This window comes from Parendozoicomonas haliclonae, assembly GCF_900174585.1.
Taxonomy (GTDB): Bacteria; Pseudomonadota; Gammaproteobacteria; order Pseudomonadales; family Endozoicomonadaceae; genus Sansalvadorimonas; species Sansalvadorimonas haliclonae.
Map to the genome: position 1 here is coordinate 544,168 of NZ_FWPT01000001.1, position 18,846 is coordinate 563,013.

The 18,846-nt window shown below is 51.0% G+C and carries 15 protein-coding genes; 11 read left to right on the forward strand and 4 right to left on the reverse strand.

The window, feature by feature from the left end:
• Positions 1–57 precede the first annotated feature (57 nt).
• From EHSB41UT_RS02615 to grcA, 5 genes are all read left to right on the forward strand, one after another.
• A complete protein-coding gene (locus EHSB41UT_RS02615; protein WP_087106588.1) occupies positions 58–1,167 on the forward strand; it encodes an aminoglycoside phosphotransferase family protein in 1,110 nt (369 codons plus the stop codon).
• Between the two features lie 61 nt (positions 1,168–1,228).
• Positions 1,229–1,909, forward strand: a complete 681-nt coding sequence (gene murU / locus EHSB41UT_RS02620; RefSeq protein WP_207626543.1) for an N-acetylmuramate alpha-1-phosphate uridylyltransferase MurU — start codon at positions 1,229–1,231, stop codon at positions 1,907–1,909.
• Between the two features lie 113 nt (positions 1,910–2,022).
• Complete coding sequence (gene djlA, locus EHSB41UT_RS02625) at positions 2,023–2,865, forward strand: co-chaperone DjlA (protein WP_087106591.1); 843 nt, start codon at positions 2,023–2,025, stop codon at positions 2,863–2,865.
• 226 nt (positions 2,866–3,091) lie between these two features.
• A complete protein-coding gene (locus EHSB41UT_RS02630; RefSeq protein ID WP_087106593.1) occupies positions 3,092–4,483 on the forward strand; it encodes a class I adenylate-forming enzyme family protein in 1,392 nt (463 codons plus the stop codon).
• 235 nt (positions 4,484–4,718) lie between these two features.
• Positions 4,719–5,102: an autonomous glycyl radical cofactor GrcA gene (grcA, locus tag EHSB41UT_RS02635; protein WP_087106594.1), complete on the forward strand. Its 384-nt coding sequence runs from the start codon at positions 4,719–4,721 to the stop codon at positions 5,100–5,102.
• Positions 5,103–5,196: 94 nt separating this feature from the next.
• Here the strand turns inward: grcA and EHSB41UT_RS02640 are convergent, their stop codons facing one another.
• The 3 genes from EHSB41UT_RS02640 to EHSB41UT_RS02650 all read right to left on the reverse strand — a co-directional run bounded on the left by EHSB41UT_RS02640 (position 5,197) and on the right by EHSB41UT_RS02650 (position 9,561).
• The gene (locus EHSB41UT_RS02640; protein ID WP_165767125.1) at positions 5,197–6,723 is read right to left on the reverse strand and encodes a putative bifunctional diguanylate cyclase/phosphodiesterase; all 1,527 of its coding nucleotides are present in this window, start codon (positions 6,721–6,723) and stop codon (positions 5,197–5,199) included.
• A 321-nt stretch (positions 6,724–7,044) separates the two neighbouring features.
• On the reverse strand, positions 7,045–8,727 hold the full coding sequence (locus EHSB41UT_RS02645; RefSeq protein ID WP_087106597.1) for a putative bifunctional diguanylate cyclase/phosphodiesterase: 1,683 nt from the start codon (positions 8,725–8,727) through the stop codon (positions 7,045–7,047).
• Positions 8,728–8,907: 180 nt separating this feature from the next.
• Positions 8,908–9,561, reverse strand: coding sequence for an arylesterase (locus EHSB41UT_RS02650; protein ID WP_207626544.1), 654 nt, complete (start codon positions 9,559–9,561; stop codon positions 8,908–8,910).
• Here EHSB41UT_RS02650 and EHSB41UT_RS02655 point away from each other — a divergent pair.
• The 3 genes from EHSB41UT_RS02655 (at position 9,539) to EHSB41UT_RS02665 (ending at position 15,229) form a co-directional block, all read left to right on the forward strand.
• The gene (locus tag EHSB41UT_RS02655; RefSeq protein WP_087106599.1) at positions 9,539–10,318 is read left to right on the forward strand and encodes an ABC transporter ATP-binding protein; all 780 of its coding nucleotides are present in this window, start codon (positions 9,539–9,541) and stop codon (positions 10,316–10,318) included. The genes EHSB41UT_RS02650 and EHSB41UT_RS02655 overlap by 23 nt on opposite strands.
• Complete coding sequence (locus tag EHSB41UT_RS02660) at positions 10,315–12,822, forward strand: ABC transporter permease (protein WP_087106600.1); 2,508 nt, start codon at positions 10,315–10,317, stop codon at positions 12,820–12,822. Before EHSB41UT_RS02655 ends, EHSB41UT_RS02660 begins: the two co-directional genes overlap by 4 nt.
• Positions 12,823–13,303: 481 nt before the next feature.
• Complete coding sequence (locus EHSB41UT_RS02665; RefSeq protein ID WP_087106602.1) at positions 13,304–15,229, forward strand: BCCT family transporter; 1,926 nt, start codon at positions 13,304–13,306, stop codon at positions 15,227–15,229.
• Between the two features lie 116 nt (positions 15,230–15,345).
• Here EHSB41UT_RS02665 and EHSB41UT_RS02670 read toward each other — a convergent pair whose 3' ends face one another.
• Positions 15,346–15,891 carry an FcoT family thioesterase gene (locus EHSB41UT_RS02670; protein ID WP_087106604.1) on the reverse strand — a complete coding sequence of 182 codons (546 nt, stop codon included), beginning with the start codon at positions 15,889–15,891 and terminating at the stop codon, positions 15,346–15,348.
• Positions 15,892–16,080: 189 nt separating this feature from the next.
• Between EHSB41UT_RS02670 and EHSB41UT_RS02675 the strand changes: the two genes are divergently transcribed.
• From EHSB41UT_RS02675 to yfcC, 3 genes are all read left to right on the forward strand, one after another.
• Positions 16,081–16,842, forward strand: coding sequence for an AzlC family ABC transporter permease (locus EHSB41UT_RS02675; RefSeq protein ID WP_087106606.1), 762 nt, complete (start codon positions 16,081–16,083; stop codon positions 16,840–16,842).
• Positions 16,839–17,159: an AzlD domain-containing protein gene (locus EHSB41UT_RS02680; RefSeq protein ID WP_087106608.1), complete on the forward strand. Its 321-nt coding sequence runs from the start codon at positions 16,839–16,841 to the stop codon at positions 17,157–17,159. The genes EHSB41UT_RS02675 and EHSB41UT_RS02680 overlap by 4 nt, the downstream gene beginning before the upstream one ends.
• Before the next feature lie 120 nt (positions 17,160–17,279).
• The gene (yfcC, locus tag EHSB41UT_RS02685) at positions 17,280–18,815 is read left to right on the forward strand and encodes a putative basic amino acid antiporter YfcC (RefSeq protein ID WP_087106610.1); all 1,536 of its coding nucleotides are present in this window, start codon (positions 17,280–17,282) and stop codon (positions 18,813–18,815) included.
• Positions 18,816–18,846 lie beyond the last annotated feature (31 nt).

Below are 18,846 nucleotides of genomic sequence, written 5' to 3' on the forward strand. Positions count from 1 at the left end.
ATTAATCGCTGAAGGCTCTAATTAGCTGAGGGCTCTAAATAAAGGAAACGGGTATTTATGGACTTGAGATCCGGCCATCCGGATAACCGCTTTGCTGAACTGGATATCTGGTGCACTGAAGCACTGCAGACTGTTCTTGGACGGGATCAACACTCGGGTTTGAAGAGTGTGTCCGGTGATGCCAGCTTTCGCCGCTATTTCCGTACCGAGGTAGCCAATGATGCCAGTTACATTGTGGTCGATGCGCCGCCGGCTTCTGAAAACTGCAAAGCCTTTGTTGCCATAGCCAACAGCTGGCGGCAGCAGGGCGTTCGCACGCCTGCGGTTCATTCGGTCGATCTTGAGCGCGGTTATATGCTGCTTGAAGATTTCGGCGATACTCTTCTTTATTCCGGCCTGCAGCAGCCAGCACTTGGCGATCACAATATTGCAGTGCAGGCGGTCGAGCAGGGTGAAATACGGGCCCATGTTCAGAATCTCTACACAACTGCCATAGATGCTCTGTTGGCACTGCAAAGCACCCAGGTGCCTGAGGAGTATCCACTCCCGGCCTATGATGCTGAACGTTTGAATATGGAAATGGGACTGTTCCCGGAGTGGTGTCTGCGTCAGCTGTTGGGTATGGAGCTGGCGGAAGATGAGCAGAACCTGCTTCAGAACCTCTTTCAGCGTTTCACTCAATCCGCCCTAGAACAGCCGATAGTGCCGATTCACCGGGACTATCATTCCCGCAATATTATGATGCTGCCCGACGGGCTTGGGTTGATCGATTTTCAGGATGCCCTGATGGGGCCGGTGACCTACGATCCGGTGTCACTGCTGCGGGATTGTTATATCGATTGGCCGCAGGCTCGGGTGTATGAGTGGCTCAATCACTTTGCTGCTCGCTCACCTCATCTACAGAGTGTTCCCAAAGAGCAGCTTTATCAGTGGTTTGACTGGATGGGCGCTCAGCGCCATATCAAGGTGCTGGGTATTTTTGTGCGGCTGTGGTTGCGGGATGGAAAGACCGGTTACCTCAAAGACCTTCCCCGGGTCTATGCCTATGTGCGCTGGGTTTGTAACCGTTATAGTGAACTGGACGATATGCGCTGCTGGCTTGATAGTGAGGTTCTGCCTCGTTTGCAGCAACAGAACTGGTGGCAGGATTACCAGCTGAAGGACTAAGACCGGAATGGCTCATCAGAGCAGCATAAGTATGAAAAGTGGGAATCGGCCAAGGGTGGCTATGATACTGGCGGCAGGCAAGGGCACACGCATGCGCCCCCTGACTCTGGATACGCCCAAGCCGTTGCTGCCCGCTGCGGGCAAGCCTTTGATTGTCTGGCATATTGAGAAGCTGGCAGCAGCCGGATTTCAGCGGGTTGTTATCAATCACTCCTGGCTGGGGGATAAGCTGGAAGCGGCTATTGGTCATGGCGACCGCTGGGGCATTGAGATTGTCTGGTCCCGAGAGCCGGAACTGCTGGAAACCGGGGGCGGGCTTTATAAGGCTTTGCCCCTGTTGGGAGATAACCCGTTTCTGGTGGTTAATGGTGATGTGTTTACTGATCTTGATTTCACGGCATTAACCCTGCCAGATGGTAAACTGGCTCACTTGGTACTGGTGGATAACCCAAGTCACAACACCAATGGTGATTTTGCTCTGCAGGGTGGGAATGTCTCAAGGGGTGAATTCGGTCAAGGCAGCGAAGGGGAACAGCTGACCTTTTCCGGTGTCAGTGTTTTATCACCTGCGCTACTGGCTGATCAGAACGGTGGCGCTTTTCCGCTGGGGCCATTACTGAAAGATGCGGCCTCCGAAGGAGCGATCAGTGGTCAGCACCATAAAGGTTACTGGTTGGATGTAGGTACACCTGAGCGACTGCAGACGCTTGAGCAGGATCTGTTGAATGGCTTAGCTTCTTAGCCCAAGGTTAATTCTGGTTAAGCTTCTCGTTGAAAAAGTAGCGTATAACATAGGAGTTCCGGATAATCGCCGGATAAAAGAATTGGAATGACAGCTGTCGGCGAATTTGCTTTATGTGGATAAGAACTGTTCTGTTTGCTTTTCTCGGCTTCCTGTTTGGCGGGCCGTTTGGCGGTATTATGGGGGCGGTATTTGGCGCATGGCTGGATAGCAAGAACCAGGGGCCAAGAGTTGTTTATGGTCGCCAGAGTGCCAGCCGTCAGCGCCAGACTCAGACGGCCTTTTTTGAGGCCACCTTTATTACCCTTGGTCGTCTCGCCAAGGCCGATGGCCGAGTCAATGAAGAAGAGATTCAACTGGCCACCGCATTGATGGATCAGATGCGCCTGAATCCTGAGCAGCGTCAGCAGGCTATTCATCTGTTTAACCAAGGCAAGGATGGCGTGCCTATTGGTGATGTGCTTGAGCGTTTTCGTCGGGCCGCCGGTGGCAGCCTGATTCAAATGTTTCTGGAGATTCAACTGCAGTCTGCCTGGGCGGATGGGCAGATCTCCAATGCCGAGCTGAATGTGCTGCACGAAGTGTGCAGTCATCTGGGTGTAAACCGGATGACCTTTGAAATGCTGCATCAGCGTTTTCAGGCACAACGGGCCTTTTACTCCCATTATGCCGGTCAGGGTGGTTTTGGTGGTGGCTCACAGGGAGGCCAGGGCGGTCAGTGGCAGCCACGTTCCAGTGTGAATGAACTCAAGGAAGCTTATGCAACACTGGGCGTTGAAAGCACCGCCAGTGATCGGGATGTGAAGCGTGCCTGGCGTAAGCTGATGAGTGAACATCATCCGGATAAATTGATCTCCAAAGGCTTGCCGGAAGAGATGATGGAAATGGCCAAGCGCAAAACCCAGGAAATTCAGGCCGCTTACGATCTGATCGTGAAGCACCGCAAAAACAGTTGATATACAAAAGAGCAGCCCAGGCTGCTCTTTTTTGTTTTAGGGTTCAATTGACTGGCAACCCAATGCCCTATTTTAATTTGTCGCTCCCTTGCTCTATGCAGCTTGCTCTATACAGGTTGATAGAAGTAGGCAGGCAAGAGGATCACAAGATGGGGATAAAAGTTGTTGAACTCTGCAGCGTTCGCTTTATAACATGGGCGAAAAACCAGCCAAGAAAAAATGACTAATGCAGACCAGTAGCAGGGAATCGATCGAATTCTATGTGCGACGTGGGTTTTGGGGTGAGGAATCTCTGGAGAGCCTGTTCCGGCGTACCGTAGCTATCCATCCCGGGCGCCTCGCTCTGATAGACCCTCCTGACCGTGAATCCTTTACCGAAAATCCCCCCCGCAGCCTGACTTACAGCGACCTGTTCTCTGCCGTGCGTGATGTCAGTGCCAAGCTGCTTGCGGCCGGTTTGAAAAAAGATCATGTCGTTGTGACCCAACTGCCGAATACTGTTGAGACCGTCATTCTGTATCTGGCGGTGGCTCGCATCGGTGCGCTGTTGTGTCCGGTCGCTGTTGATCAGTCACAGGCCTGCCTGGCGGAAATATCCCTGCAGCTTGATCCGTTTATGTACGTCGGCTGTCGTTACAAGCATCGGGATCTGATCAGACAGGCCGCAACCTGGCTGCCTGAGTCGTGTACTTTTGCCAGCTTTCATCCCGATGAAGACAGTGACGTGATCAGTCTGTCGATTGATGAACCTGCCTCTCCGGATCAGATTCGGCTGCTGGGGCAGATTATGGATGCCAACCTGGTCACGCCGAACGAGGTGTTCACTCTGACCTGGAAACGCCATGTGGATAAGCACCCGGCTATTCCCCGTACCCATAACCAGTGGTTTGCCCTGGCTTCTTTTATTTACGAAGGTGCGAGTCTGAGAAATGGCGATGCCCTGCTGTGTGCTTTCCCATTGTCGGAAGCCTCCGGTATTGGTGCCTTTCTTTATAACTGGTTGATGGCAGGTGGACGTCTGGTGATGGCGGAGACTCTGTCTCCTGAGAACCTGTTGCAACAGATCAAAGATGAGAAGATCACCTGTGCCGGTATACCTCCACAGGCTCTTACCGAGCTGGTGCAATCTGGTGAAGATCTGTCGTCTGTCAGAAGTGTGATCACCGGCTTTGCTCAGTTGGATACGGATATTGTTCAGCAGCTCTCATCGGAAAGTGGTTTAACCGTGCTGAACTGTTACGGAACCAGTGAAGGGGCCAGCCTGCTGACGTCTCCTGTTGATCGTTGCAGCAACTGGCAGGAATACCTGTTCCCACGCTTCGATGGTTTGACGGATGGCTGGAACAGCCGTATGTCTCGAATGGTCAGCACCCGTTTGCGGGTGCCCGGGCAGAACACGGAAATCACTGAGCCAGGGCAGCCAGGGGAGTTATTCGTAAAGGGACCTTCGCTGTTTGATCATTATTACGTAGCCAGTGAACGTTTTACTGAAGAGGATGAAGTCGAACATCCGTTCTGCGAAGATGGTTATCAGAAGACCGGTGATCTGTTCGTAATTGATGAAGAAAACCCCCGCTTTTACCGCTTTGTCGGTCGCCTCGATAAGCAAGTTAGCTAGGTCTTTAAGGGACAGGTGAGTGCACTTTGTGTGCTCGCCTTCTCTTATAGGATTCGCCTATTGTCCTCATAGAAATTCTTAACCGCGAAATCTGAAAATATTGATTTGAATCAATGGTTAAGCTCAACGCTGCGGAGTAAATTTCAACTCAAGTTGAACAACGCTTCTCTTCTCTCTGGTGGCTTTAATATGTGCTGAGCCCGTGGTTGGAAGAGTGACTAGCAGGAGCAAGACCATGAGCATTAAAGGCATTCAAATTACTTCCGCAGCCAACAACGGCCTGGAAAACTCTTTCTGGCTGCTGGATGAAGATGCACAGCAGGCACGCTGCATCTGCGTGAAGGACCAGATTTTTGCTCAGGACGAGATTGTTAAACTGGAGCAGCTGGGTGCTTTTGAATACCGTGAAGTCGCTCTGCAGAATACACCGGTTCGTGAAGGTGGCCAGCATCTGAACGTAAACGTGATGTCCCGCGAGATGCTGGAAGATGCGGTGGCCAATCCGGCCAACTACCCATCTCTGACTATCCGTGTATCCGGTTATGCCGTACGCTTTAACTCTCTGACGCCAGAGCAGCAGCGTGACGTTATTACCCGCACCTTCACCGAATCCATGTGAAGTGTGAATTAGGGTTTATAGCCTGAATAAGACAAGCGCTGATTGTGGTGAGCAATCAGCGCTTTTTGTTGTTTCTGTTTCTGGTTGAGTGCGATCAGGCTACAGCCATCGCAACATCTTCTTCGGGCGAAGGCTCGACGATTTCTGGAGCGTCGTGCTCAAGAAGCGCGCGCATATGATCTTCTGAGTTCCAGTTATCCAGCCAGCGTTCCAGGTTCAGTGTCGGCATCGGTTCAGCAATGCCAAAGCCCTGCACCAAATCACATCCCAGGCGTTGCAGCGTGATAATCTGCTGCTGGTATTCCACGCCTTCCGCAACAACCCGGCAGCCAAAGATTTCAGCCAGTTTGAGAATGCTGGTGAGAATCTCAACATCGACATCATTGCTCAGCATATTGCTGACAAAGCTGCGATCGATCTTCAGTTCTGTCAGTGGCAGCTGACGCAGGTAGGTCAGAGAAGAATAGCCGGTGCCAAAATCATCCATGGAGAAGTCGATACCGATCTCCGAGCATTGCAGAATAATATTGCGGACATAATCTATATCCTGCAGGGCGCAGCTCTCGACGATTTCAAGGGTTAGCGTGGAGCGTCTGAGGGAATACTTGTTGGCCAATCGGTTCAAAGTGGCAAAGAACGAAGGGTGCATCAAGTGATGGGCGTTAATGTTAACGCTGACAGCCATGTTGATACCTTGCTTATACCATTTCTGAATCTGGCTGATCGCCGTCTCGATTACCCATTCACTGACCTTAATCCCGATGGGGCTCTGCTCCAGCAGCGGCATGAACTCGCCAGGGAGCAGAAGGCCGCGTTCAGGGTGGTTCCAGCGAATAAGGGCTTCCGCACCAATGACCTGCTCGTTCTTCAGGTTCACTTGTGGCTGATAGTAGAGAACAAACTCATTTTGCGTCAGTGCACGCTGCACCTGATCCAGCTGCAGGTATTGTTCACCCTGCATGGGTGTGCTGTGATGTTCGTAAACCTGTGAGCAGTTCTTGCCCTTGGCTTTGGCCTCGGCGAGAGCAAACTTGGCTCGACGTATGAGTTCATCACTGGAGATAGCTTCACCCTGGGCAAAGAACGCAACCCCGATACTTGCAGAGAGCTTAACAACGGCCTGCTCGATAATCATAGGTTGTGTTGCTGCTTCCAGCAGGCGATGCAGGATCTTGAGAACTTCACTCTTTTGTTCAAACAGGGGAATCAGACAGATAAATTCATCTTCCCCCATACGTGAGAGCGTATCGCCTTTTCTCAGTTCACTTAAAAAGCGCTGGGAGAATGTTTTCAGCAGTTCATCGCCGGCACTATAACCAAACTGATTGTTGATGGGGCTAAAGTCATCAATATCCAGACAGACAACAGCTGAATAGCCCTGCGCCCAGGCATTGGTTTCCATGGCCTGCTTTAAACGCTCTTCAAGGACAATACGGGTTGGCAGGCCGGTTAATGAATCTCGGGCTACCTGCCGTTTTAGATCCGCTTTGATGTCTTCAATCTGTTCTGCGCTATCAGCGCAGGCTTTTGTAGCCTTGGCATATTCTTGCCAGCGACGATAAGCAAACCAGCATAGAAAAATAGGAGAAATGAGAAGAGCACCAACCACCTTATCAACCATCACGTGGTTATGGAGGGCGATATAATCATTAAGCCTTTCAAAGAAATTGAGAAAGCCTAGAGCAACACCGAGTGAAACAATGCAGATTGTTGAAAATATAGCATCTTGTAGTTCGGTTGATTTGTTGGGGGAGGCGGGCGAATTCATTGGTTAAAAAATCGACAGAAAGGATCTTTGGGGGGAGCCTATAAATTAAACGGCATGCTTGTTGAAATGAAGTATGTATTTTCGCTTTCTTTATAGGTGTGTTGTGAAGTGTCTTTGATGAAATTATTTAAACAAGCTGCTCAATTTATTTTGGGCAGCTTGTTTATTTAATGATCAGGCGCGAACGAGTGGTGGTGTAAAAGTTTTATCAATCAGCCTTTGCGTTATTCTTTCTTCACGCTTGATGAGCTTATTGCCTTGCGATTTTTTATTATGTGCGTAGCCAGCAATCCACTCTTCAAATTTTGTTGCAGGGAGTGGTTTAGAGATAAGGTATCCCTGAGCGAAACCAAATCCCATTTGAGAGAGCATTTTGTATTGTTGATCTTTTTCGACACCTTCGATGACTACGCGGCATCCAAAGACCTGAGACAATTTATGGATGCTTTTCAGAATCTCGACATCCTGTTCGCTCGTTAAAATGTTTTGGATAAAGGTGCGATCGACCTTTAGTTCAGACAAAGGAAGTTGTCTCAGGTAGCTTAAAGAGGAATAGCCTGTCCCAAAGTCGTCCATAGAGAAGGCAATGCCAATATCTGCGCACCGGATAATAATATCCTTAACATGGTTTATATCCTGGAGTGCACCATTCTCAACAATCTCCAAAACCAGAGATGATTTCTTGAATGGATACTTCTCTGACAGAGCTTTGACCTTTGAGAAAAAGGACGGATGCATCAAGTGATAGGGACTTATATTAACGCTGATCGCGATATCCAGAGCCTGCTCATTCCATAATTGCAGTTGAGATAGAGCGGTTTCCAGCACCCATTCCCCAAGTTTGACTTCGAGGACATTGTTTTCGATAGCCGGTAAAAAATCTCCCGGCAATTGGAGCCCTTTCGTGGGATGATTCCAGCGGATTAAAGCTTCTGCGCCAATGACCTTATCTGACTTCAGGCTGATCTGTGGTTGGTAGTTAAGAATAAATTCATTGTTATCCAAGCCGTGCTGAATCTGCTCCAGAAGCTGATGACGTTCTCGAAATGCTGAGACGGAACGGGGCTCATAAATCATATAGCAGTTTTTGCCCTTCATTTTCGCATCATACAAGGCAAAGTCTGCTTGACGGATTAACTCATCATTGGTCGCTTTTTCATCACAGTGGCAGAAGGTCACACCAATACTTGCGGAGATGCGAACCTGGGTGCTTTCAAGTTCAATCGGCAGTGCAGCTTCCTGCAGAAGTCGATCAAGAATACGCAACGCATCGCTCTTGCTTGAAATAGAGGGCAGCAGACAGACGAATTCATCACCACCGATGCGAGAAATGGTATCGCTTTTACGCACAGCTTGAGAAAAGCGGTCGGCAATTATGGCCAGCAGCTTGTCTCCTGCACTATGCCCGAGTTGATCATTAATGGCTTTGAAGCCGTCAAGATCAATATAGGCAATAGCGCAGATGGTTTCTGGCTTCGGAGTATTGTGGGCGAGCTGATTCAGGCGATCTTCAAGAAGTGCACGGTTGGGGAGACCGGTCAGGGAATCATGAGTGGCCTGATACACCAGATCCCGCTGAGCGTTCAGCAGGCTTTCTTCGTGTTTGAGTCGGAGCTGAAGTTCAAAGCTTTTCTCCTGCCAGCGTCGGTAGGAGTACCAGCCAAGGAATGCCGGGGAGATCAAAAAGCAGATAATAATTTCATCCAGTTCCCAACTTTCATGACTTCGAGTGAAGAGTACAAGCCTTTCAAAGGCGTCGAACTCAGAGAAAATGAGTCCTAAACAGAAGATACAAAGGATAGAAGCGAAGGCGTCTCTGAACTCAGGGGTACGGGTTGAAAACCGGATTGGCAGCATTGGTTATAAAGTCGGCAAAATAGGTATAAATCTGTAGTGGTGCCTGCGTATTAGATGGCTTTATTGAGCTGAGTGGAAGCGTTTTTTGCGATTTGTTGTGCTTTATAAGTGGAGGTGCTTTTTGAAGGATATAGTTGGTTGAAAATCGTCCAGAAGAGGCTTCTGGACGATGATGGTGATTTATAAGCTTTTGAGTGTTTTATCAAGAACCGGCCAGATATTAGCAAACAGCATAGGTTGGGCTTCAGCTGTCGGGTGAATGCCATCCGGCTGGTTCAGCTTTTCCATGCCGGCTACACCATCAAGGAAAAACGGCAGTAGTTGCACATCGTACTCTTTGGCAAGATCGTGGTAGATCTTATTGAAGCGTTGGGTATAGGCCGGGCCATAGTTAGGCGGCATCTGCATTTCAAAGAGTACGACAGGAATCTTTCGTTCTTTCAGTAGAGCCAACATCTGTTGAAAGTTGTTACGAATGGCTTTCAAAGGTGTTCCGCGCAGGCCGTCGTTGGCACCAAGCTCGAGCAAAACCAGATCAGGTTGGTGGCGATCGAGCGCCGCTGGCAGCCGTGCTAGACCGCCTGATGAAGTTTCCCCACTAATGCTAACATTTGATACTTGCCATTGCGGGTAGTTCTCACGTAGCTTGCTCTTCAAGAGCGTCACCCAGCCCTGATCAATCTCAAGACCGTAGGCAGCACTCAGGCTGTCACCAAAAACCAACAGGTTTTTTTCATCGGTGGACGATCTGCTGGCAGTGCTGACAAGTAAAAAAGAAGTGAATATAAGCAGGAGCAGGGCACGGCCGCGTATGACTGATTCCAATTTATCCAACAGTGAAACCTTCAATGTAACCCCCGGTGATTCTGGTCGTACGGATACCACGCTGGCTGTTGCGGCCCAGGGCCTGACAAAACGAGTCACAGCCCGCAGTGGCGAGCTCACTATCTTGTCTGGCCTTGATCTGCAGATCAAGCAGGGTGAAGCTGCAGCAATTGTCGGCACCTCCGGCTCCGGGAAGTCCACTCTGCTGGGCTTGCTGGCTGGGCTGGACAGCCCGACCGAGGGCGAGATTCAACTGGCAGGCACCCGTATCGATAATCTCGATGAAGATGACCGGGCCCGGGTTCGTGGCCAGTCCGTGGGTTTTGTCTTTCAGGCGTTTCAACTGCTGCCCAACCTGACCGCACTGGAAAACGTAATGTTGCCGCTGGAACTGATCGGGCGCAGCAATGCCATGGAGCGGGCCAAAGAGTTACTTGAGCGTGTTGGGCTGGGTGAGCGTCTTGATCACTACCCCAAGCAGCTTTCCGGTGGTGAACAGCAGCGGGTAGCTATTGCCCGGGCTTTTGCCGGTGAGCCTCGCATCCTGTTTGCCGATGAACCAACGGGTAACCTGGATGAAAATACCGGCGAGAAAATTATCGAACTGTTATTCCAGGTGAATCGTGAAAAGAACACGACACTGGTGTTGGTGACCCACGATATGGATCTGGCTCGCCGCTGTGAGCGTATATTACGTCTCCATGGTGGTGTACTGGACGAAGTGACCGCAGAAGAAAAAGGCCCGCATCTGGGAGAGGCGGTATGAGTCAGATGTCTGCCATACGTAATTTGGCTCTCTCCTGGCGTTTTATGATCCGTGACTGGCGGGCTGGAGAGTTGTGGCTGCTGGTCCTGTCCATTCTTATGGCCGTCTCGGTCAGTACCGCTATTGCCTTGTTCAGTGATCGGCTGCAGCTGGCTCTTGGGCGGCAGGTGGCGGAAGTGCTGGGCGCGGATATGATGATTCGCAGCCCTCGCCAACTATCCGAACAGGTGGCTGCTGAGATTAAAGTGCAAGGGCTCCGGCGCTCGGAAGTGCTTGAGTTCCCTTCTGTGGTGATGGCCGGTGATGAGATGCACCTGGTTTCAGCCAAGGCCGTTGAAAACAATTATCCACTGCGGGGGCATATTAGAACGGCCCCCGAGCCGTTTGCTGCCGATGAGGCAGTCTCCGATACACCGGCTCCCGGTGAAGCCTGGCTGGAGCCAAGGCTGTTCCCGCTCCTGGGGGTGAAAGTCGGTGATACCGTGACTCTTGGTGCCAAGGATCTGGTAGTGACCCGGGCGATTACTCTGGAGACCGATCGGGGCGGAGACTTCTACAGCTTTTCTCCACGGCTGATGTTCAACTTTGCTGATGTGGAAGCCACGCAAGTGGTGCAGCCGGGTAGTCGGGTCAGCTGGAAGATGTTGCTGGCCGGCGAGCCTGATCAGTTAAAAGACTTCGAGGCATCAGTGAAAGAGAAGCTGGATGCCAGTGAGCGTCTGGTTCTGGCTGACGACAGTCGTCGTGATCTGCGTAACTCTGTTGTAAGGCTCAAACAGTTCCTTGGCCTGGGCAGTATGGCGGCCATTGTTCTGGCCGGTATTGCTATAGCCATGGCCAGCCGGCGGTTTGCCGAACGCCGGTTTGATAACTCCGCGATTATGCGTTGCTTTGGCGGCAGCCGTCGTCAGGTGCTGAACCTGTTGATTGGTGAATTGGTATTGCTGGCAGTGCTGGTCGCTATTCCCGGTGTCTTGCTGGGATGGTTGTTGCAGTCGGGCCTTGTTGTCTTGTTGAAAGGTGTTCTGCCTGCCTGGCTGCCACAGCCCGGTCTGCTGCCACTGTTTGTTGGTGGCGCAACAGGTGTAGTGACCTTGCTGGGCTTTGGTCTTGCTCCTTTGCTGCGACTTCAGCATGTGACTCCCCTGCGGGTGTTGCGCCGTGATCTGGTGCCGGCACCAGCCTCGTCCTGGCTTGTTTATGGCTTCTCGCTCACCGCGATGGTTCTGCTGCTCTGGTATTACACCGGACAACTGTTGATGACGGTCGGTCTGGTTTTGGCGGGTGCAGCCATTCTGGTGGCAGTCTCTCTGCTTGTGAAGTTGTTACTGCTGCAACTGAACCGCAAGGGGCAGAGTAAACCTATGCCGTTGTACTGGCGGCTGGGCTTCCAGCGCATTGTGCAGGAGAGCGGGCATTCCACAGCGCAGCTGCTGGCCTTCTCACTGACCTTTATGGCCATGGCGATTGTCTTGGCGCTGCGCACCGATCTTCTGGATCGCTGGCAGCAGGATCTTCCGGAAGATACGCCGAACTACTTTGCCCTGAATATCCAGCCGGCGGAAGTTAAAGGTTATCGTCAGTTCCTGGAGAGCAAGGAGATTGCTACCGACAGTCTCTATCCAATCGTCCGTGGTCGTCTGGTTAAAATTAATAATGTTGATGTGCGGGAAGCGGTATCCAAGGAAGAACGTGGCCATAACTCCCTGAATCGTGAGTTGAATCTGACCTGGTCTGATACCCTGCCGGAGACCAATGCCATTCTGGAAGGTGAGTGGTGGCAGGACGGACAGAAGGACGGTATCTCAATTGAAGAGGAGCTGGCCGGGCATCTGGGCATAAAGATGGGTGATAAGCTGTCGTTTATGATTACCGGCCGCCCATTGGAAGGAACGGTGACCAGTATTCGTAAGGTGGAGTGGGAATCCTTCCAGCCAAACTTCTACATCATTTTCCCGGAAGGTGTTCTGGATAACTATCCGGCATCCTGGCTGAACAGTTTCTATCTGGATACGGAGGACAAGGTATTGCTCAACAGTCTGATTACCCAGTTCCCGACATTAACTCTGCTGGATCTGGATTCTGTGATCAGTCAGGTGCGAGCCATGCTGGAGCAGTCCGTTGTCGCTGTGGAAGCAATGCTGGTGGCATTGCTGCTTGCTGGTTTGCTGGTGATGGCATCGGTTATCGAGTCCAGTATTGATTTGCGGCTTCAAGAAGGTGCGTTGATCCGGTCGCTGGGTGGTACACGACGTCAGCTGTTAATAATGCAGGCCGGTGAATTTGTTCTGTTCGGTGCGGTTTCAGGTGTGATTGCCACTGCCGGAACGGAGCTGTGTATCTACTGGTTAAATACCCGGGTGTTTGAGTTGCCATGGCAGCCATTGTGGTGGCTGTGGATTACTTTACCCGTTGCGGGAGCCTTGGTTATCGGCTTTGCTGGCTGGCTGGGTGTGCGTCGCATCATACGACAACCGCCTTCAGTTATTTTGAAAGAGTTGTGAGTTATTTTGAATCAGGTTAAAAAATAACCAGCTGGTTTCCACCCTTGAGCCGTCAGGGGTGGAAATGTTATCCACAGGATTTTCAGTGAGTTGATCACCGCTGCTGTGGAAAACAGAGACTCCTCACATCCTGCGAGTTAATCCTTTCTACTTTTGATCACTTTTTAGCAGATCCTGTAGACCATACGTGAACTGTGCATCCAGGTTTATTGACCTGTGCCGGTGAAGTTGCCGAATACCTCTTTTTTGAGCGCAACAGTGAAGGGTGTAGTTTTGAATCTGCCTGCTTTTGTTCGTTATGTGTTTGATTGTCGATTATCTGCTGTTTGCTTTATTGCGTTTATTTTATAGATAAATTACTTAGTGGTGATCTACGTCAACTGTCTGTCAATATGTCCGGCGTGCGCGTAAAAACCGATTGTTTGTGTGTGGTGCGTACATACAGAATTCGGTAGTTACTATTGATCAGGGAGTGGACAGAATGCTGTCTGCTGATAATTTTAAATTAATTGATAAAACCACTTTTTTTGGGGCAGTCCTGTTGCTGTTGGGGGTTGTTATTCCCCTGGCTATTTGGCCAGAGCAGGGTGCGTATTGGATTGCCGGTGCCAAAACCATCATGACCGACAAGTTCGGTTTCCTTTATCTGGCTCTTGGTTTAGCAGCCATCTTTTTTGCTATCTACATCGTCTTCAGTGATATCGGCCAGATCAAGCTGGGTGATCCTGATGAGGAACCGGAATATGCGACAGCCTCCTGGGCAGCGATGCTGTTTTGTGGTGGTATTGGTGCCAGTATTCTCTACTGGGGCTGTATCGAGTGGGCCTATTACTACCAAAGCCCGCCGTTTCAGCTGGAGCCGGGTAGCGAAGAAGCCATTCGCTGGGCTGCCACCTACGGTATCTTCCATTGGGGGCCTATTGCCTGGGCCATCTATCTGATTCCCGCTCTGCCAATTGCCTACTTCTACTATGTCCGCAAAAAGCCGGTATTAAAGATCTCTGCTGCGCTGATGCCGGTTATCGGTGAGGATCGCAGTAACGGTTTGCTGGGCAAGCTGGTCGATGTGCTGTTTATTTTCGGTATGCTCGGAGGTGGTGCCACCACACTGGGGCTGGCTGCACCATTGATTACCGAAGGTGCCAATATCCTGTTTGGTGTTCCCAAGACGACAGGTGTCCAGGTTGTGGTACTGATGATCTGCACCAGCATCTTTGCCTATTCGGCCTATGCCGGGATGGATAAGGGCATCAAGGTACTCAGTAATATTAATTTCTGGGGTGCCATGGGACTGCTGGCCTTTGTGCTGGTGACTGGCCCGACCATATTTATGCTGGAAACTGGCCTGGACTCTCTTGGCCGGATGATGACCAATATCTTCCATATGGCGACCTGGGCAGAACCGTTTGGGGGTTACGGCACCTTTGAAGATACCCACTTTCCACAGGACTGGACCATTTTTTACTGGGCCTGGTGGTTGGTGTTTGCGCCGAGTATGGGGTTATTTATTGCCCGTATTTCCCGTGGCCGGACTATCAAGCAGATGGTGAGTGGTTCCATCTTCTTTGGTTCGCTGGGTTGTGCGCTATTTTTTATGACCCTCGGTAACTTTGGTCTTTCGCTGCAGTTGTCTGGTCAGGTTGATGTTGTTGGTATTCTGAACACGGAGGGGGCTAACAAAGCGATCTTCACTATTCTGGAGCAGCTGCCAATGTCCAACCTGGTGATCGCCGTTTTTACTCTGCTGTGCATTATTTTCACGGCGACAACCTTTGATTCCATCTCCTTTATTCTGGCGTCTGTGGTACAGAATAATGTCACTGAAGATCCAATGCGCTGGAATCGTTTGTTCTGGGCTTTTGCTCTGTCCTTCCTGCCGGCAGTGCTGATGTTTATGGGCGGTCTCTCTACCTTGCAAACGGCGGCTATTGTTGGCGGTCTGCCGTTGCTGGTGATCACTGTCATGTTGATGGTTTCGGCAGTGCGGGCGGCTTCTCTTGATCTGATGTGCCAGGAAGACTATTCCGATCCGGTGATCAATATCGAAGATCTGCCGGATGTGGATCCATGGTCCCGCGAAGGTATGGCACTGGCGACGTTTGAACAGCTGCGTGATGAAGCCATGGTTGCCGCCAAAGCCGAGAAGAAGGCGATGGAGCGGGTCTGGAAAGTCAAACGCAGAATCCGCGAGCAGGCACTGGAGCGTGGTCGCTCAGGTCTGGAACTCGGGGACGCCCCGGATGAGCTGTTGGCCAGACTGAATATTCTGACCGAGCAGGCTATGACTGCGAAAGATCGTAAGCAGCATGCCTCTGAGGCAGCTCAGCAGGCTCGCTGTGCCTTTAATGAGTTGATGCGGGAAAAGGAAGAGCGGGAGTGTGGCGGTGTCGAGGCCGCATCCGCTTAAAATAATATAAAGCTCGTGTGAAGTTTGGGGTGGCCGTCAGGCTACCCCTTTTTTTGTTATACGACTATTTATAAATATGCTGTGGCTAAGGAGGTTCGAGCGTACTGAAACTGTTGTCAGCCTTTCAAAACCGCGTAACGCGCGTTACCTCTATAAAGCCCCCCTCTCTCATCCCAATGATTGATAGCCGCGCTGAAATGATATGCCGTGCGCCCCTCTGAGATCCTGACAATGGCCGCTTCACTGAAGAAATCCTCGTTGTTGATGTTCTTGCGGCAACTCATTTGGTGCTCAAGTACAAAACAGATCCTGTACATGAGGGGCAGATTTTTTTGAAGGTATTCTGGTGTCAATTCTGGGAGTATTTTGTCTAGCCGCTGTTCCATCGCTTTATAGCAACAAAGAAACATCAGCTGGTTAGTACACACGAGTGACTCTGCCAAATTAAGGTGCGCCAGATTATCCTGTTCAACATAGGAAGCCTGCTTGACCGCACAGCGCGCAGATATGGAAATTAAAGCGGCAGTACCATCATAGGCCTTTATGATTTGATCTCCTCCTCCGTTTGATAATTGAATGTCGTCTTTTAAAAACATGGCCTCAGGTTTATAGCCAGATAAAAAATCCCTTGCCCACGTTGTTATATCGGTTTTCTGGTTCACTTTTGTTGTCCGTATTTCATCAGGACTATGAAAGTAGAAGAAAAAAAACGCGAAACAAGAGTGGGAAGCTCAACATGCCCTGATATCCATAAAACCGGTTACAAAGCCCTATTGTTATGAGATGGGACAGATAATCTCCGTTTTGCTAGGCTCTCACGCTCAGAATTATAACGATGTTGAGTAGTGGCTATGGACAGTTCATTGAACAAGAGCTTCTCACCACACGTGCGGCAGGTCTGTCTTTCCCGGCAAGACAAGTTGCGCCTGATCGCGCAGGGCGCAAGGGATATTCTTCCTCTGATACTTGCAGCCATACCTTTCGGAATCCTGTATGGCGTACTCGCTAAGGCGGGTGGGCTGTCGCTGGGGCTCACAATGGGTATGTCTCTGTTGGTATTTGCCGGTTCTGCCCAGTTTATAGCTGTTTCGATGATCGCTACCGGTGTGGCCTGGCCTGCGATTCTGCTCACCACCTTTTTCGTTAACCTTCGTCATATGCTCTATGCCGCTACTTTGGTTCCCCACGTGCGGCAGATGTCCGGATGGATGAAAGCCAAGATCGCCTTCTGGCTTACTGATGAAAGCTTTGCGGTGGTCTCCGACTGGCTGCGCAGAAATAAAGGCAAGCCCGGGCTGCAATGGTATTACCTCGGCTCCGGCCTGCTGATGTACGGCAACTGGCAGTTGTGCACATTTTTGGGTTTCTCCCTTGGTGAAGCCTTGCCGGGCATGGAAGGCTGGGGGTTGGAAGTGGCCATGATCGTAGCATTTGTCGGCATTGTTGCTCCGGCGCTGACCTCTGCTCCGGTCTGGATTACCGCCGCTGTTGCCGTTCTGGGAGGCGTACTGACCTGGGGCTGGCCGCATCAGAGTGGTTTGATGATTTCATCCCTTGTTGCTGTAGCGGCTGGTGTTCTGGCTGAGCGGCTGGCTGAAAGGAGAAAGGTATGAGTGCCTGGTGGCTGATTATTGGTATGGCCCTGATTACCTTCTCCATTCGCTATGTGCTGATCGCCACTTCCGGGCGCTGGCAATTGCCACAGGTTATGGAAACAGCGCTGAAGTATGTGCCGGTTGCGGTGCTGACGGTCATTATTGTGCAGACCATTATGGTGAAGAGCTCTTCTTCCGCAGGGTGGGAAGTGAACCCCGGTTTCCTGCTTTCTGCCCTTGTAGCCTTTGCTGTTGCGCGACTGACCAAAAGCCTGATGATAACCGTGATGGTCGGGTTGGTATGTTATGGCGGTTTTTATTACTTTCAGTTGTAGTTAGGGAGCTGCTGGTTCTGGTAATAAAAGTGTAAAAACTGTCCGCCGATATGATCGAGGTCAGATAACTCTTTGTAACCATTTGTTATAAGAAAAAATGGTTTCAACGGTAGTTATCCAATGTCGCATACAAATTCTTCAACTTTTGATGCTGCCCAGGACGATATGGTCAAGGCCGCATCAAAGTGGGAAATGCCCGATACCCTGCTGCTGATCTTCTTTATTGGTCTGATCGCCGCAGTTCTCACATATGTTATTCCGTCAGGTTCTTTCCAGACTGACACCATCAAATACATGGTGGACGGCGCAGAGAAAAGCCGAACTGTTATCGATCCGGACTCCTTTACCTACGCCTTGACCGAAGCCGGTGATAAGATTTTCGGCAGCGTAAAGCTGTTTGATGCCAGCGGCGGCCTCGGTCTGATGAACTTCCCGTTCCAGGGGCTGGTTTCCGGCAGTGCGGTCAGCGTAATTGTGTTCATGCTGCTGATCGGTGGTGCCTTCGGCATCGTGACCCAGACTGGCTCTATTGACCGCGGTATTCATCGCTTGATTGAAAGAACCCAGGGCAATGAACGTCTGTTTATTCCGATCCTGTTCTTCTTTTTCTCTCTGGGCGGTGCCGTGTTCGGCATGGGTGAAGAGGCGATTGCCTTCGCGCTGATTATTGCCCCGATGATGGTGCGCATGGGTTATGACGCGATCACCACCGTGATGGTGACCTATGTCGCGACCCAGGTCGGCTTTGCCACATCCTGGATGAACCCGTTCTCCGTGGTTATCGCTCAGGGCCTTGCCGGTGTGCCGGTGATGTCCGGTTCTACCTTCCGGATTATTATGTGGGCTGGCTTTACCCTGGTGGGTATTGGCTTTACCTATCTGTATGCCCGCAGCATCAAGAATAATCCGAAAGCGTCCCGCAGCTATTTGAGCGATGCCTACTTCCGTGATGGTGATCATGACAAGGCCGCCGAAACACAGTGGAGCCTGGGTGATACTCTGGTACTGCTGACCATCGCCGCCACCATGGTCTGGGTGATCTGGGGCGTGCTGATGCATGGCTGGTATCTGTCTGAGATCGCCTCCCAGTTCTTTGCCATGGGCTTTGTTGTTGGTTTGATTGGTGTCGTGTATCGCCTGAATGGCATGACGGCCAATGATGCTGCCAGCGCGTTCAAGGAAGGTGCGTCCATGATGATGGCACCGGCTCTGCTGGTTGGTTTTGCCAAGGGCGTTCTGCTGCTGCTCGGCGGTGGTATGGATACTCCGAACACGCTGAACACTATCCTGCACGGTTTTGGTTCTGTACTGAGTGGCTTCCCGGGCTGGTTGTCTGCATGGCTGATGTACGTCTTCCAGTCCTGCTTCAACTTCTTCGTAACCTCTGGCTCTGGTCAGGCTGCATTGACCATGCCGCTGATGGCTCCACTGGCGGATATCAGTGGTGTCACCCGTCAGGTTGCGGTTCTGACGTTCCAGCTTGGTGATGGTTTCACCAACCTGATCGTACCGACCTCTGCCTCTCTGATGGCCACCCTGGGTGTGTGTCGTGTGGACTGGCGTGACTGGGCGAAGTTCGTCTGGAAGTTCGTTTTGCTGCTGTTTGTGATCTCCAGTGTGATCGTGATATCCGCCCATATTGGCGGCTTTGCCTGATCAGTGCTGACAAACCAGATCCTGCAGTTTC

Bases quoted from the DNA above. Each gene is read 5' to 3' on its own strand.
- EHSB41UT_RS02615 (WP_087106588.1), top strand. From the start codon at position 58: ATGGACTTGAGATCCGGCCATCCGGATAACCGCTTTGCTGAACTGGAT.
- murU (WP_207626543.1), top strand. From the start codon at position 1,229: ATGATACTGGCGGCAGGCAAGGGCACACGCATGCGCCCCCTGACTCTG.
- djlA (WP_087106591.1), top strand. From the start codon at position 2,023: ATGTGGATAAGAACTGTTCTGTTTGCTTTTCTCGGCTTCCTGTTTGGC.
- EHSB41UT_RS02630 (WP_087106593.1), top strand. From the start codon at position 3,092: ATGCAGACCAGTAGCAGGGAATCGATCGAATTCTATGTGCGACGTGGG.
- grcA (WP_087106594.1), top strand. From the start codon at position 4,719: ATGAGCATTAAAGGCATTCAAATTACTTCCGCAGCCAACAACGGCCTG.
- EHSB41UT_RS02640 (WP_165767125.1), bottom strand. From the start codon at position 6,723: ATGGTTGATAAGGTGGTTGGTGCTCTTCTCATTTCTCCTATTTTTCTA.
- EHSB41UT_RS02645 (WP_087106597.1), bottom strand. From the start codon at position 8,727: ATGCTGCCAATCCGGTTTTCAACCCGTACCCCTGAGTTCAGAGACGCC.
- EHSB41UT_RS02655 (WP_087106599.1), top strand. From the start codon at position 9,539: ATGACTGATTCCAATTTATCCAACAGTGAAACCTTCAATGTAACCCCC.
- EHSB41UT_RS02660 (WP_087106600.1), top strand. From the start codon at position 10,315: ATGAGTCAGATGTCTGCCATACGTAATTTGGCTCTCTCCTGGCGTTTT.
- EHSB41UT_RS02665 (WP_087106602.1), top strand. From the start codon at position 13,304: ATGCTGTCTGCTGATAATTTTAAATTAATTGATAAAACCACTTTTTTT.
- EHSB41UT_RS02675 (WP_087106606.1), top strand. From the start codon at position 16,081: ATGGACAGTTCATTGAACAAGAGCTTCTCACCACACGTGCGGCAGGTC.
- EHSB41UT_RS02680 (WP_087106608.1), top strand. From the start codon at position 16,839: ATGAGTGCCTGGTGGCTGATTATTGGTATGGCCCTGATTACCTTCTCC.
- yfcC (WP_087106610.1), top strand. From the start codon at position 17,280: ATGTCGCATACAAATTCTTCAACTTTTGATGCTGCCCAGGACGATATG.